General features: G+C 54.0%; 11 protein-coding genes. 4 read left to right on the top strand and 7 right to left on the bottom strand.

Annotated elements, in window-relative coordinates; genetic code table 11:
• Positions 1–105: 105 nt before the first annotated feature.
• The gene (locus tag I6I12_RS00490) at positions 106–1,599 is read right to left on the bottom strand and encodes a PucR family transcriptional regulator (protein ID WP_023020328.1); all 1,494 of its coding nucleotides are present in this window, start codon (positions 1,597–1,599) and stop codon (positions 106–108) included.
• A 151-nt stretch (positions 1,600–1,750) separates the two neighbouring features.
• On the opposite strand from I6I12_RS00490, the gene gabT reads away from it, so the two are divergent.
• Complete coding sequence (gene gabT, locus I6I12_RS00485; protein ID WP_023020329.1) at positions 1,751–3,079, top strand: 4-aminobutyrate--2-oxoglutarate transaminase; 1,329 nt, start codon at positions 1,751–1,753, stop codon at positions 3,077–3,079.
• Between the two features lie 71 nt (positions 3,080–3,150).
• Here the strand turns inward: gabT and I6I12_RS00480 are convergent, their stop codons facing one another.
• From I6I12_RS00480 to I6I12_RS00470, 3 genes are all read right to left on the bottom strand, one after another.
• On the bottom strand, positions 3,151–4,191 hold the full coding sequence (locus I6I12_RS00480; RefSeq protein ID WP_023020330.1) for a histidinol-phosphate transaminase: 1,041 nt from the start codon (positions 4,189–4,191) through the stop codon (positions 3,151–3,153).
• 98 nt (positions 4,192–4,289) lie between these two features.
• Entirely contained in the window at positions 4,290–5,615 is a 1,326-nt protein-coding gene (locus I6I12_RS00475; RefSeq protein WP_023020331.1) for an SLC5/6 family protein, read from the bottom strand.
• Between the two features lie 72 nt (positions 5,616–5,687).
• On the bottom strand, positions 5,688–6,941 hold the full coding sequence (locus I6I12_RS00470) for a M20 family metallo-hydrolase (protein ID WP_023020332.1): 1,254 nt from the start codon (positions 6,939–6,941) through the stop codon (positions 5,688–5,690).
• A gap of 167 nt (positions 6,942–7,108) precedes the next feature.
• Here I6I12_RS00470 and I6I12_RS00465 point away from each other — a divergent pair, with 167 nt between their 5' ends.
• On the top strand, positions 7,109–8,368 hold the full coding sequence (locus tag I6I12_RS00465; protein ID WP_023020333.1) for an RsbRD N-terminal domain-containing protein: 1,260 nt from the start codon (positions 7,109–7,111) through the stop codon (positions 8,366–8,368).
• Here I6I12_RS00465 and I6I12_RS00460 read toward each other — a convergent pair.
• Entirely contained in the window at positions 8,361–10,031 is a 1,671-nt protein-coding gene (locus I6I12_RS00460) for a thiamine pyrophosphate-dependent enzyme (protein ID WP_200288404.1), read from the bottom strand. The genes I6I12_RS00465 and I6I12_RS00460 overlap by 8 nt on opposite strands.
• A gap of 131 nt (positions 10,032–10,162) precedes the next feature.
• On the opposite strand from I6I12_RS00460, the gene I6I12_RS00455 reads away from it, so the two are divergent.
• On the top strand, positions 10,163–11,062 hold the full coding sequence (locus I6I12_RS00455) for a LysR family transcriptional regulator (RefSeq protein ID WP_023020335.1): 900 nt from the start codon (positions 10,163–10,165) through the stop codon (positions 11,060–11,062).
• 72 nt (positions 11,063–11,134) lie between these two features.
• On the opposite strand, the gene I6I12_RS00450 is transcribed toward I6I12_RS00455, so the two are convergent.
• On the bottom strand, positions 11,135–11,986 hold the full coding sequence (locus I6I12_RS00450; RefSeq protein ID WP_023020336.1) for a PrsW family intramembrane metalloprotease: 852 nt from the start codon (positions 11,984–11,986) through the stop codon (positions 11,135–11,137).
• A complete protein-coding gene (locus tag I6I12_RS00445; RefSeq protein WP_023020337.1) occupies positions 11,987–12,568 on the bottom strand; it encodes a hypothetical protein in 582 nt (193 codons plus the stop codon).
• Between the two features lie 42 nt (positions 12,569–12,610).
• On the opposite strand from I6I12_RS00445, the gene I6I12_RS00440 reads away from it, so the two are divergent.
• Positions 12,611–14,545 carry a M13 family metallopeptidase gene (locus I6I12_RS00440; RefSeq protein ID WP_023027794.1) on the top strand — a complete coding sequence of 645 codons (1,935 nt, stop codon included), beginning with the start codon at positions 12,611–12,613 and terminating at the stop codon, positions 14,543–14,545.
• Positions 14,546–14,570 lie beyond the last annotated feature (25 nt).

The following is a 14,570-nucleotide window of genomic DNA, read 5'->3' as shown; positions in this document are numbered from 1 at the left end:
TTGCAGAGCTTGACAGAACTACAAAGCGTGCTGGGGTTGGATGGCGCAGGGCATCTTCCTCCAACGCGTCAGTAGCACCGTCTACAAAATACTGGTCCGCGGACGCTAGTTACTGACCGTGAGAAGGAGGAGTTCTGCCCGAATAACCGGATTTGTGAGGTCAATTCCGCAGAGCGCTTGAATTTTTTCGATACGGGCGCGCACCGTATGGCGGTGGACAGCGAGGCGTTCTGCAGCGGAGGCGATCTGAGACCCAGCGAGCAAGAAAGCTTTCAGTGTAGGAAGCAGATCCGAGTTGTGGGTGCTGTCATACTCGGCCAATTTATCAGTGGTAGTGCGACGCCGATTTTTCAAGGCTTCTTGTACGCTCGGGTTATATAACCAATCCGGTGCAGGTGAGGAATAACGATGGCTAGTCCCGCGGTCCAGACTGTGGGCGTGTGTAGTCATCTGCACTAAAAGATCCGAGTTGAGCTCACGCCACGGTAATTGCGGAAGAAATGAAACTCGAGCTGTGGAAGGCAGTCGGGGAAAGCTCTCTTTATCCTGCAGAATAGTGTCTGTAGGGGGAGTGACAATGAGGACGGCTGAGTCGTCGACATTTAGGTGGAAATGGTGGGTTCCCCCTTGCGCTGTTGGGGATTTGAGCGATGCTAGTACTCGGCGCAGTTGTGCCGGGGAGTCGGTACATACCAAGTAGACATTGATGTTATTGGATGCGGACAGCATGCCAAAGGCAGTTTCCAACTGTTTCGGTACTGCCAATTGCAACTGGACTGCTAGGGTCAGCTGACCCAACGTGTGCTGGATGTGGGAATGAGCCGGCTGCAAAAGCAGGGTTGACAGGCCTACAACATGGCGGATGAGAGCGCGTTGAAAAGTTCCTATTTTCTCGGTGGCACAGACTGCGAGCCCGTATTGATGCTGGCAATTATTCTGAAAAGTAGTAACGATCGTCGATACATTCCGCTCATTCTTGGAACTTAAAGATCGCGCGGAGGGTGGTAAATCGGAGACGGAACTAACAGCGCTCTGCGCTGCTTGTAGAGCATCGATTCCGTCGTATTGGGCATTGGTGATTTCAACCCCCTGGGCGTTTGTAAGGGCAACTGCGGCGTGGAGTTCTTTTCCAGCTTGGGTGATGAGTTTGCTAATTCCTTGCGTGGCGGCATGATTCAAGCGTTCTTGCTGACGCTGAAAAGCGTGTTGTCGTTCTTGGTCTTGGCGGGTCAATTCCGCGTTTACGGCGTTGATTATTGAGATAAAAGGAATGGCACGGGGAACTTCGAAGAGTGTGAGCTCGTAGTCGATGCATGCCTGTATTAATTCCGGAGGGACTGTGGAGAAGAAAAGTCCGGTCCCAAACCCGATACCGTGTACGCCAGCCGATGCTAGTGTGCGCGCGTAGCCTGAAAAATCCTCAGGCAGATTTTTAAAAGCAAGGCCTAAGGTGAATACGACTGCGCCAGTCTTGGTGAACTCAGTGGGATCTTTTAGCTCACTGGCTTGGACCGTGGTGAAAAATTCTTGCGGGGAGTGGATCGGGCGGAGTTTTAGTTTACTTTGATGGAAAAGCCACTTAAATGTAATGGTGCCCATGGGGGAGTGTCCTTATCGGCATTAGTGCGTCTATACGTTCTGTATAGAACATTAAAAAATATTCGCCATAGTGTATGTAGAAAACGGCATGTGGGGGAGGTCACAATGTGTTTGGGTAGATTGAGCAAGCACCATTGAGAAAGGACACAATATGCAGGACCTTGAGTACTGTTTGGAGCAAGCCCGCAAAATAGTGGGAAATCTCCCTGGGGTGAAGAGCGCCGAGTGGGACGCGCGGCGTAAGGCAGCACTTCCTGCTGGACTTAATCCAGGTCTGCCAGGTTACGTTGTGGATGCTGACGGCGGAATTCTAGTGGACATTGACGGAAATCAATTTATTGACCTGGCCTCTGGTATTGCAGTGACCTCAGCCGGTGCCTCTAACCCGGCCGTCGTAAAGGCAGTCCAAGACGCGGTTGCCCACTTTACTCATACGTCTTTTCCCATTTCGCCGTACCCCTCTTATGTTGAGGTGGCGGAAAAACTTAATGAGGTGACTCCTGGTGACCATGAAAAGCGAACCGTCTTATTCAACTCGGGCGCAGAAGCAGTGGAAAATGCGGTCAAGATTGCTCGTAACTACACTGGGAAAACTAGCGTTGCAGTGATGGACCGCGCTTTTCATGGTCGTACTAACCTCACTATGGCAATGACCGCCAAGCAGGATCCTTATAAGTCTGGGTTCGGGCCCTTCGCTCCGGATATCTTCCGTGCCCCCATGTCTTATCCAGTTCGTGATGGGCTCAGCGGTGAAGAAGCAGCGAAGCGCACTATCGCCACACTGGAGCAAGAAATTGGCGCCGCCAACTTAGCCTGTGTGGTCATCGAGCCTATTCAAGGGGAAGGTGGCTTTGTCGTTCCGGCGGAGGGCTACCTTCCATCAGTGGTGAAGTGGTGCAATGAAAATGGAGTTATTTTTATTGCGGATGAAATCCAAGCTGGAATGATGCGTACCGGTACATGGTTTGCTAGCGAACACGAGGGCATCGTCCCCGATATGATAACGACTGCAAAGGGTATCGCCTCTGGAATGCCGCTTTCTGCTGTTACTGGCCGCGCCGAGATTATGGATGCCCCGCAGCCGGGAGGTCTTGGCGGAACTTATACCGGAAACCCCGTGGCTTGCGCTGCAGCTTTAGCCACATTTAAAGAATTTGAGGATAAAGACTTCGGCGCTCGTGCGACTCGCTTGGAAGAAGTCGCACGGGAAGAGCTGGCAGAACTTACACGGGATGAACGTGTGCTTGATTTTCGGGGCCGCGGTGCGATGCTGGCACTTGAATTTGTCACTGAGAACGGCGATCCGGATGATGAGCTGGTGCATAAAATAGCAGCAGCGATGAAAGAGGAGGGGATCCTCATTTTGACCTGCGGTCTCGACCATAACGTCATCCGCCTACTACCTTCGCTAGCGATTCCAGAGCACCTATGGCGCGAGGGATTACAGGCTCTCATAGAGAAATTTAACCAGTTCAAGTAATCCATCGCGTTTTCTTTTGCGGTGACTGGGGCGCGGTGGGAACCAAATCTTGGGTCCGCGGACTCGGTCGGTCAGCCTTCCCAGGGCTGAATACCAGCGCGCTCCCAAGCGTTTAGGAATGCTGTGGTTTCCTCCTCGGTGGTAATAGAAACGCGTACGCCTTCATCGAGGTAGCGGCGAATTACAACACCTTCTTCGTAAATTTTGTGCTCTACTTCTTCAGCATCTCCACGCGGTATCCAGACAAAGTTTGCCCGTGATTCTGGGACCCCTAGGGCTTGGGCCACTCGGGTGCGCTGACGCTTAGTTTCGTCCACTCGTTCCTGCAGCTCGTCTTGGGCGTGGAGGGCTGCGATGGCGCCCAGTTCACCTATGTAGCTAACGGTGAGAGGTAGGGCGAGGAGATTGAGAGCATTAATTAGTTCCGGTGACCCCATGCCATAACCAACACGTGCGCCGGCTAAGCCAAAAGCTTTCGAAAACGTTCGGGCACTAATGAGGTTTGGGTAATTGCGGACTTCTTGGGCGCCATTAGGGGTATCCGGATCATCGTTGTATTCCCAATAAGCCTCGTCCAGAAGAACGACGATATTTTTCGGTACCTTGGCCATAAAGTGGTCAAATTCCTGCTGGCTGATGGTGGTGCCAGTAGGGTTGTTTGGGTTGCACAAAATAATTAGTCGTGTCTTTGGCGTTATAGCGCCGATGACGGCGTCGAGATCAAGACGCTCATCTTCCGTAAGCGAGGTCATAATGGGTTCGGCACCGGCCATACGGACGTAGAGTGGATAAGCTTCAAAGGATCGCCACGGGAAAATAACCTCGTCACCCGTATGGCAGGTCGCCATAACTGCTTGCTGCACAATGGCAGAAGCACCAGGAGCTACGGCAATATTTTCTTCTGGCAATTCCAAGTAGGACGACAACTCTGCACGCAGCTCTGGAGAACCATTAACTTGGTATCGGTTTGCACATGAAGCAGCTCGTGTCATGGCACCTAAGACGGAAGGCAACGGTGGATTGGGAATCTCATTCGCGGAAAGCTTGAGCTTATTAGGTGCAGATTTTCCTGGCTTATAGTCAGGGAACTTGTGCAAATCGTCGCGCAGCATGAGTAGTGCATCTCCTTAACGTTGGAATCGATTAGTGGGCAGAACGATGGTGAAGTAGACAGGGGGTGCGGACCGGCAATCACCACAAAGGAAGGCTCCTAAATGAGATTCCATATGGTCACAGCAATGATGAGAAGTCCCATGCCGAAGACGAAGTAGTTCCAAATGTCGTTCTTGAATTGGAAATAAGCGTCGACTTTTTTGAACATGTAGACCGGCAGCAAATAAACCAAGAAAGCAACGAAGATTCCGCCGACGATGGAAATCATGTTGATAATGGAGGGGTTAAATATGGCGACGAGAGTGGTTACGACGAATACGATGGCGTAGATGGTGTTGAGCAGTGCGCGGCGGGATAGCTTATTTGCCAAACGAGGAACTGCAATGCGCAGCAGGTATTCCGTACCTTCTTCAGAGCCCAACATATGACCGAAATATGAGGAGATGATCGCGCACATCGTCAGGATTGGTGCCATATAGGCCATGAACGGTGTACCCGTTGAATTAGCAAAATAGGACAGCACGGGGATGTTTTGTTCGGTTGCTTCTTTCATGCCGTCCGCGCCGAGCGCGAAAACGCAAGACCAGACGAAGAACATGGTAAAGACAACAAGCAAGGCGGCGGTGTAGAACTCCGTACGAGAAACGTGTTTCTCGGTCTTTTTACCGTAGGTAGGCTGCATGTCTACGGAGAATTGGGAGAGTGCGGCCATGTGGGAAAAGGAGAAGACGAGCACGGGCAGAATGAGCAGGATGCCTTTGAGGATGCCCCAGGCGCCGCCTTCGTATTCAAAGTGGATAAAGCTATCGATATCCCATTGGGGAATGAGATAGATTGAAGTCGCTGCTAGGGCGATGATGAGCGGATAGACCAGCATTTGTGCCAGCCACAACATGGGCCGGCGGCCGATGGCAAAAAGTCCGGTCATTACGCCCACGCAGACTATCGACAAAATCCAACGGTTGATGCTAGGACCGCCGAGTTGGTTGACGATGAAGCTATCGACCACATTGGTGATACTGGTGCCGTAAATAAAAACTGTCGGCACGATGGCCAGCCAATACAGTACAGCGATGAAAAGGCCACTATTGCGGCCTAAGTAGTATCGCACCAGTTCTAAGACATCTTTGCCGTGTTGCTCGGGTGGGGCGCCGCTGACTATGCGGGCATAGGTGCGGTGGGAAAAATATACCAACGGGAAGATGAATACCGTGGCAAAAACCAATGGCCAAAAACCGAAGGATCCGGCGTTAAGCGGTAAAAAGAGGATGCCGGCACCAACGGCGGTGCCAAAAAGTGTAATTATCCAGGAAAGGGTGGAGCCGGCCGGCTTCGTCTTTTGTGCCTGCGGGGAATGATGTTCTTGGTTAGGTGAGGAGTCAGAACTTTCCGTACCTGGAAGCTCATGAATTGGGGTGCTCATAGTAGTCCTTAGTCATTGAATAGAGCGAATATGGTGCGGTTTTAGTCTGGTGATTGGCGGAAGCAAGCGCGATTAGGTGCGTAGTACACCTTCGCAGAGCTCAGCTAATATGGCGGTCATCATGCGCACACCGTCTTCCATGTCTTTATCTTTGGTGAACTCTTTTTCGTTGTGAGAAATGCCTTCTACGCTTGGAACGAAAAGCATCACGGTTGGGCAGACGTCTTTCATGTTGGTTGAATCGTGGCCAGCTACTGTTTGCACTTTTTCGTGCTTCATTCCGAGTTCAGCAGCGACGGACCGAGCCAATTCGATGCCTTCAGATTGATACGGCGAAAGTTTCCACTCGTGGGTGGGCTTGAGCTCAATTTTCACTTTGGCTTCTTCTTCTGCCTTGGAAATGATGCTGCGTACAGCCGCGTACCCCTCATTAAGCGTATCCCAATCGGGTGAGCGAAGATCTAGATTCATTTGCACTTCGCGAGCGATAGTAACTGGGGAATTTGGCAAGACCTTCATCGTGGAGACGGAAGCCTGCAATGGGTGCCCTGCGCGGGCTTCGGCATAGCGGCGGAGTTCCGAAATTAGGATCGAAGCTCCAAATAGCGCATCTTTACGGTCTGCTAGCAAGGTAGAACCGGTATGGCCTTGTTCGCCTTGGACGGTGACTTGGAATTTCTTAGCTCCCCAAGTCTCAGCCACAAGGCCAAGCGTTGCTCCAGAGTTATCCATTCCACGACCTTGCTCTACATGTATCTCGGCATATGAGACTGCTTGCGGCGGGGTAAAAGTGCCGACGAACTCGTGCCTTTCCAGCTCGGAGCGGACGGTGGTTCCGTCTAGCGCGGTTGACGCGTAGGCGATATCTAGGTCCATCTTTCCTGTGTAGACGGAGCTGCCCATCATAGAGGGGGTAAAGCGAGAACCCTCTTCGTTAAACCAGTTAACGACTGCAAGGTTTTGGGTTGGAATTAACTCGCCACTTTCTACGCGGCGTTTGATTTCGAGTGCGGCGTGTGCAGAGGCAAGTACACCGTATGAACCGTCAAAACGCCCTGCAAGAGGCTGAGAATCCATGTGCGATCCGGTTAAAACAAAGTCGGCATCATTAACGAACTCTAGTAGGCCGTATTGATTGCCAATTTCATCGTATTCGACACGGAATCTCTGATTTTCAAGCCAAGAGTGGAACCAGCGGCGTACCGCAGCGTCATCGTCAGTGGCTGCTTGTCGGTCGATTCCGCCTCCGGGGGTGGCACCGAATGATGACATGGTGTGAAAGTCATCGATAAATGAAGGGGTGTCTTGTGTTTCCGAGGCAGGCATGAATTCCCTCCTTGATTCTATGTAGCATGCATCACACAAAAGTAGTTTAGCGATGTGGGTAACGTTTTATTAGAGGCTTTGGGAAAGTGATGGAATAAAGTCTTCATAGTTGTGCAAATGCACAATGAAGATGGATGAGTAGCTAGCTTCGCTGGGAGGGAGTATCTATGGCTTCAGGTGAGGAAGATTCTGAATGGAATGCCCTCGTCCGCAGTATTGAAGGAGACGTGGATTCATTCGTTGATGAGTTCATACTGGAGTTCTCTGCCCGCAGTCCTTATGGGGATGCTGCGGTTGATGAAGAAGACTTACGGCAAACCTCGCACGCTGTCTTTACCGCTTTGATTGCCAGGCTATGGGACACCCCTCAGGGGGCGCAAGCTCTTCCTGCAGGTGAACAAGCTGCCCTTGATCGACGCTTACAAGAGCTCGGACGGTTACGCGCTCTTCAGGGGATTTCAATCAACGCGGTTGTTGAAATTATGCGCCTTGATTTCATCGTTCTGTGGCGCGGGTTGGCGGCAAGGTCTACACCGCAGACGCAAAGTGCGCTTATTTCCCACGCCGAACGAGTGCAAGCTGCGGTGGACGAGATCTCTTCCCAAGTAAGAGTAGCTTTTATGCAGCAGCATGCGGCGATGCGTAATGATGCACGCGTTAGCGCGCAGCGTCACTTGGAAAGACTTTTTGGTGCCTCAAAGTTAAGCGATACCGATCTTGAAGCTATAGCTCAACATGTAGGTCTAGACCAGCATGCGCTATATGACGTTCTTGTTGCTGGTCCCGCACATGCCGCCAAATTGGAACAGGCTTTAGCGCCTTACTTGACGGCTGGTGCGGCTTGGGGGATCTATATGCGCCAGTCTTTTTGCGCATTTTATCCCACAGTCGTAGATACGAATGGGGCTGCTGACGCTGAGGAGAGCTCAGAAACCACGGCCAAGGAAGCCTGTAAAGGTGGGGCACACCCTTGCGAGGATTCCGCAAAAGCTGTGGCTAGTATTGTTCTTCCAGCCCAGCGCGGGCTTGGTGCGGTGCGTGCCTGTATTGCCGGGCTCATCGAAATGGCTATGGATATGGAAAACACTGACACCATTGGTGGTGCTGGACTATTGACGGCTAAAGAAGCTTTCCCTATTGCGCTAAGCAGCTATGGGTACCGCTTGCTTCCTGGTCTCATCGATGAACGAGTAAGTTACATTCAGAAGCTGCCAGAAAAGGAACGTATTAAGCTGGTTAAAACCGTCAAATCCTATTTTGTTGATGGCTCCGTCAAGACCACTGCTCGTGCGTTAAATTGCCATCGCAACACAGTGATTAACCGGCTGAGGAGCTTTCACTCAATTACAGGATTATCACCTATTGTGCCTAGCGACGTCCCCTACATAGAAATGGTGCTTTATCGGTTAAAGTCTGCCGCTACGTAGATTGGTCTCGTTTTGCTGGGGGAAGTGAAAGATCTTGATCTGTGTACACATTGACCACGGCTGGGGTGCCGTTCTTTACTGCTTCTAAAGCGCGTTCGATGGCGCCGGGGACATCCGCATCAGTATTCACGGACTCTCCATAGGCGCCATAACCGCGGGCAACGGCAGCAAAGTCCGGATTTGCTAGCTGCGTTCCTGACACGCGATCGGGGAAGTGGTTCTTCTGGTGGTCGCGGATAGTGCCGAATTCACCGTTGGACATAATCACTGTCAAAAATGGCGCTGCAAACTGCAAAGCAGTGGCAAGTTCTTGACCGTTCATTAGGTATTCTCCGTCACCGGCAATGGCAACTACAGTGCGTTCAGGAAACTGCAACTTGGCCGATACGGCGCCTGGTACGGAATATCCCATAGAGCCATTGCGCGCAGCTAGCTGTGAAGGAAAATGCTCGGTCGCTAAATACTGTTGTGCCCAAATGCAATGGTTTCCTGCACCAAAAGTGAAAATAGCATCGTGCGGGAGTTGTTCTTGGAGTGCTTTAATTACGGCTTCCATGTGGGCAGAATCGGCGGAATTTTCTCGCCATCCCGCCTCGTCTGGAAGCGTGGCAAACTCTTGGTGAGCGCGATGGGCAGCAGCAAACCACTCTGTTTGTTCTGCCGATATCTCTCCGGCATCAATATCCTTAACCGCTGAAGCAAATGCTACAGGGGAGGATAAGACGTGGCGGCTGACGGTGCCGGAATGCCCGCGTAGACCAGTGTCGATATTGACTACGATATTTTCCGAGTGTGGATCTTGGCGCAAGGTATAGCCATCGGAGGGGACATCGGTAAGGACGGCTCCTACTTCAATCAGCACATCGGCTTGCTTTAGGAGTTGCGCTGCACGCTCATTACGTCCGTATCCTAACCAGCCGGCATTTGCCGGTGAAGAAAAGGAAATGCGGTCGCTGGCGCGGAAATCATGAACAACAGGAATCTGATTTTCTTCGGCGAATTTCTCAATAGTTCGCGCGCATTCTGGAGTCCATCGGCCGCCCCCAACGAACATTAAAGGTTTCTGGGCAGCAGTTAGCTTCTCTGAAATATAGGAGATATCTGCACCGGAAACGGCTCCCTCAGGCACTGGAATGGGCACCTCGATTTCACCGTCAAAGTCCTGGTAGAGGACGTCTTCAGGTAATCCGACGATGACCGGTCCAGGGCGACCTTGTTTGGCCTGGAAAAAGGCTTCTGCCACGACCCGGGACGCACGCTTTGGATCATCGAGTACGAAGACCTGTTTAGCTTGCGTGCCAAACCAAGCCTTGGGATCAAACTCCTGAAAAGACTCGCGGTCGCGGTCGGAAAAGGGAATGAGCCCGATGAAGATTACCATTGGGGTACCGTCTTGCCAGCCGGTGTGGACTCCCACGAAGGCATTGGAAGCTCCGGGGCCGCGGGTAACCATAGCTACACCGGGTTCGCCGGTAGCTTTGCCATATGCCTCTGCCATATAAGACGCGCCCCCTTCTTGGCGGGACACAATGGCCTGTACCGGCGAGTTATACAGTCCGTCCAATACGGGAAGAAAGCTTTCACCGGGGACGAGGAAGGCTCGGGCAGTGCCATGGGCTTCAAGCGATTCAGCAATAGCGGTACCAACGTGGCGATGAGACATAACGGTCACTCCTCGAAAAATGTGCAGTAAATCACCCTGCGTATTATCCATTTGTGATGCCATGCCTGTCTAATGCCTAACATGTCATAGTTTCATTACCATTAGACATAATCAGTGGTTAAAATGGTCGGGTGGATATTCAACGCGTCAAATATTTCCTTACCCTGGCGGATTCACCCACAGTAACGGCGGCAGCGGACCGACTTGGCATCACTCAACCGGCACTTAGCCGTCAATTGCGACGCTTTGAGAAAGAAGTTGGTTTAGAGCTGTTGGAGCGGGGAACTAGTGCTGGCGGCTCCTCCAGTTCCGCACTGCGGCTCAATGAGGCGGGACGCTCTCTTGTTTCTTCATGCCGCCGTCTCTATGCCGAAAACCGCAGAGCTGAGCAAGCCGCGGATAGTCTGCGGCACGGTTCCGTGAAGCAGCTAACTATAGCAGCAACGCAAACTACTATTTCCACCCTTTTGGCTCCGCTGATTGCCACCGCAAGAGTAGGAACTCCAGTCCTTACTACTCAACCGATAGAACACTATGCGGCTTTTAAGGCTTTGGAAGGTAGCGCTGACGCAGTGGTATCGCCGCTACCGCCGCGGGAAGGCCTAAGTTTCCACGCATTGGGGTATGCACCTATTCGGGTTTGGGTAGCTCCAAATTGTGAGCTCGCACATCAAAGTAGTGTTGATATTTCGCAGCTAATCCAATATAGATTGGCGCTACCTACTCACCGAAGCGTGTCTCGGACGCTCTTTGATGCTTTCCTCGGCACTGTCGGTGCCTCGCTCGGAGAAGTAATTGAATGCGATGACACCGCAACCTTATTGGCTCTGGCTAAAGCGGGAAGAGCGTTGGCTATATGTACTGAAATTGCGGAATCTGATTTGGTACCGCTAGGAATCACCGCAGGGAATGAAAGTCTGCAAGGGGTACCGCTGTATTTGGTGTGGAACCCTGGCCATTTTGCTTGCACGGACTTAGAAAACCTGGGACAAGAATTACGAAGCTTCTTGGCTGCAGCGATGGCGAAATAGTCGAGTGACGTACCCCAAGTTTTCCCGCTTATTAAAACGAAACTTGGGTACCTCAATAATTTTGTGCAAGTGCTAACGGATGAAGGCGAGGGCGTCTTCGGCGGTGCTGTGGCTGTAGCTCTCGTCGGTTTTGGCAAGCTTATTACCGCGCAGCACCAGCCAGATGCTCAGCGGGTAAAGAATAAGCGCCACGACAACGGCTTGGATGATCGAGGCCACCTCGGAATCGTGCAGGTAATTCCAGCAGAAGTGCAGTGTAAAGGAGGCGGCTAGGGCGCCGAGGAAGACTCCGATGCGCCACCACCAGGGTTTGGCGGCGGCATAGAGTGCCCAGCCGATGCCCCAGCCGGCCAGCGCGGTGAGCAATACGTGTAGGCCAGGACCGGCGATAAGGCGCAGGCCCCACATTTCAAAAAGCCCCTGGATATCGCTATCAGGATGCATGGTGGCGCCCATGGCGCCGTAGAGGATATTTTCGCAGGCCTCGAAGCCAAGGCCCACCACTGCGCCCACCATCCAGCCGTGCCACGGGCGGTTGAGCTGGCGGAAGGACATGAGCACGAAGATTACGCCGGTGGCCTTAGAAATTTCTTCCGGATAGGCACCGCTCCACGACATCATGGCGTCGACCCAGCCGGAGCCAATGGCGAGCTGCATGACCGGCCCAGCGCTGATAAGCGCCAAGGCAACGGCTACTCCGCCGCCCCAAAGGAAAGCCAGCGTGGCCCATAGGCGCGCCGGGCGGGCCCACATGGGGCTGCGCTGCAGAAGGTAGATGACCAGCGCCACGAGTATGGCGGCGATGAGCAGGCTGAGCAGGCCCATCAGGGGAGAAATCAAAAATGTGCTTAGCGTCTGGAAAAAGAAGGCGATGAGTCCAATGGCGGATAAGATCCACAGCGTGGTGCGAAAGAGCTTAGACATCTAGAACATCAACTCCCCGGAGAAATCAGCGAATTCTGAATCGGCATCGGCGGGTAGATCCTTTTGGCCGAAGGCATGCCAAATGCGGGAGGCGGTGGCGCGGGCCTGCTCACCCTTGCCGGTCACGGTGACCACCCAATCCTTGTTTTCGTCCTCGCCGGTGCCGTCGAGGGAGAGGGCGGCGGTGGAGGAGGGGGCGTCGGCAAGCAGGAGTGCCCCGTTAGTGCCGTCGAAGGTAGGGGCATCGGCCGGCAAAGGCGCCATGGCTAGGGCGCGGACCATGCGGCGCAAGGTGGTGGCATCGTCTTTGGCATCCTCGGTAAGGGTGGCTTGTACGCTGACATCGCCGCAGTTCCAGCCGATGCTGGCGAGGGATTCATAGTCGCGCTCGCAATAAAGATCGGGAACGTCAATCTCCCAGTCCTGGCTGGGCTCGGCTAGGGTGACCTGCTCGACGTCTGCGGAAGAATCCCCCAGCGCCGCCTGCACGATCATGGGCAGGGCAAGAACCACCGCCACGAACGCAATGACGGCGCAGAAAAGGCGCCGCGGATGCGCTGGAGGAAAGCGATAAAAATTCATGGACCACACCTTATCTTGTCGCTTTGCCCTAGAGTGGCAAGCATGAAAGATCTTTATCAACTAGTCAATGGACCCTGGCTGGAAAGCCACGTTATTCCCGATGATCGCGGCGTGGACGGCACCTTTCACGCGCTGCGCGACGAAGCTGAAGAACTCGTCCACGAAATCGTGGAAAAGGACACCGGCCGACCGGGCAAGCTCTATGCCTCCTTTATGGATACCGAAGGGGTTAATGCGGCCGGCATGGCTCCATTGGATGCGGATCTGGACCGCCTGAGCGCGGCCGACCCAGAGGAATTAGCGCAACGCCTGGGTGAACTCGAGCGCACCGGTGTCGGCTCCCCGGTGACCTTTTGGGTATCCAAGGACTCTGGTTCCGAGGACGCCATTGCCTATGTCATTCAATCCGGCCTGGGCCTGCCGGATGAGGCTTATTACCGCGAGGAAGCTCACGCCGAAACACTGGCCGCCTATGAAAAGCATGTGGCAGAGATGCTGGAGTTCCTCGACCCAGCCCGCCTCTTTGGCCTAGGCGCCGAGGTAGCCGCCCAGCGCATCGTGGGCTTGGAAAAGGAACTTGCCGCTGGCCATTGGGATGTGGTCTCCACACGCGATGCGGTCAAGACCTATAACCCGTGTGAGTTTGGCGAGCTGCCCGCCATGGCGCGGGCCGTGCTCTCCGGCGGCAACCTGCCGGAGCACCGCGTAGTCAATATGATGCCGTCCTACCTCGAGCACTTCGAGAGCCTTTTTACCTCCGAGCGCATGGCCGATTGGCAGCTGTGGGCCACCTGGCACATCCTGCGCTCCCGCGCGGCCATGCTGCCGGAGGAAGTAGGCGCGAAGAACTTTGAGTTCTACGGCACCAAGCTCTCCGGCGCCACCCAGCAGCGCGACCGGTGGAAGCGCGCGGTAGGCCTGGCTGAGTCCCTCGTGGGCGAAGAGATTGGCCAGGTATTCGTGGATAAGCACTTCCCGGACTCCTCCAAGCAAGAGATGGATGAGCTGGTGGACTACCTCATCGCCGCCTACCGTGAGCGCATCTCCCAGCTGGAGTGGATGACCCCGGCCACCCGCGAGCGTGCCTTGGAGAAACTTTCCCAGTTCAAGGCCAAGATTGGCTTCCCGGATTCCTGGCGCGATTACTCCGGCCTCGAGGTCTCCGGCAAGGGCGCGGACCTGTTGGCTAATGCGCGTGCCGGCTCTGCCTTTTCTCACGACTTCGAGCTGGCCAAGATTGGCAAGCCGGCCGATCGCGATGAATGGGTGACTACCCCGCAAACGGTCAACGCCTTTTATAACCCAGTGGTCAATGACATCACCTTCCCAGCGGCAATCCTGCGCCCGCCGTTCTATAACCCGAAGGCCGATGCCGCAGAAAACTTCGGCGCCATCGGTGCTGTCATCGGCCACGAGATCGGCCACGGCTTTGATGACCAGGGCTCGCAGTTTGATGGTCAGGGCAACCTGAACTCCTGGTGGTCCGATGAGGATCGCGCCGCCTTTGAAAAGCTCACCGCCAAGCTGGTGGAGCAGTTCAATGGCCAGGTACCGACGGTGCTCAAGGAGGCCGGCATCGAATCTACTGGGGTGAACGGCAGCTTTACCCTGGGCGAGAATATCGGTGACCTAGGCGGCCTGGGTATCGCCGTGGTGGCTTTTAAGAACTACTGCGCCGATAAGGGCATCGACCTGCAGGGCAAGGAGGAAAAGTTCGAGGTAGACGGTGCCGAGCCAGAGCTGGCTGAGCACACCTACAATGGCCTACAGCGCTTCTTCCTGTCCTGGGCCCGCGTATGGCGCACCGCCATCCGTCCGGAGATGGCCACCCAGTACCTAGCCATTGACCCGCACTCGCCGGCGGAGTTCCGCTGCAACCTCATTGCGGCCAATATTGCGGAGTTTTACGAGGCCTTTGACGTGGCAGAAGATTCTTCCATGTACATTGCGCCGGAGGATCGCGTCACCATTTGGTAGACCTTTCCGCCGGTAGGCGGTGCGC

The organism is Corynebacterium kefirresidentii, assembly GCF_016599755.1.
Classification (GTDB): domain Bacteria; phylum Actinomycetota; class Actinomycetes; order Mycobacteriales; family Mycobacteriaceae; genus Corynebacterium; species Corynebacterium kefirresidentii.
This window is presented reverse-complemented; position numbering and strand designations above follow the sequence as displayed.

Coding starts and splice junctions, on each gene's coding strand:
- I6I12_RS00490 (WP_023020328.1), bottom strand. CDS start 1,599: ATGGGCACCATTACATTTAAGTGGCTTTTCCATCAAAGTAAACTAAAA.
- gabT (WP_023020329.1), top strand. CDS start 1,751: ATGCAGGACCTTGAGTACTGTTTGGAGCAAGCCCGCAAAATAGTGGGA.
- I6I12_RS00480 (WP_023020330.1), bottom strand. CDS start 4,191: ATGCTGCGCGACGATTTGCACAAGTTCCCTGACTATAAGCCAGGAAAA.
- I6I12_RS00475 (WP_023020331.1), bottom strand. CDS start 5,615: ATGAGCACCCCAATTCATGAGCTTCCAGGTACGGAAAGTTCTGACTCC.
- I6I12_RS00470 (WP_023020332.1), bottom strand. CDS start 6,941: ATGCCTGCCTCGGAAACACAAGACACCCCTTCATTTATCGATGACTTT.
- I6I12_RS00465 (WP_023020333.1), top strand. CDS start 7,109: ATGGCTTCAGGTGAGGAAGATTCTGAATGGAATGCCCTCGTCCGCAGT.
- I6I12_RS00460 (WP_200288404.1), bottom strand. CDS start 10,031: ATGTCTCATCGCCACGTTGGTACCGCTATTGCTGAATCGCTTGAAGCC.
- I6I12_RS00450 (WP_023020336.1), bottom strand. CDS start 11,986: ATGTCTAAGCTCTTTCGCACCACGCTGTGGATCTTATCCGCCATTGGA.
- I6I12_RS00445 (WP_023020337.1), bottom strand. CDS start 12,568: ATGAATTTTTATCGCTTTCCTCCAGCGCATCCGCGGCGCCTTTTCTGC.
- I6I12_RS00440 (WP_023027794.1), top strand. CDS start 12,611: ATGAAAGATCTTTATCAACTAGTCAATGGACCCTGGCTGGAAAGCCAC.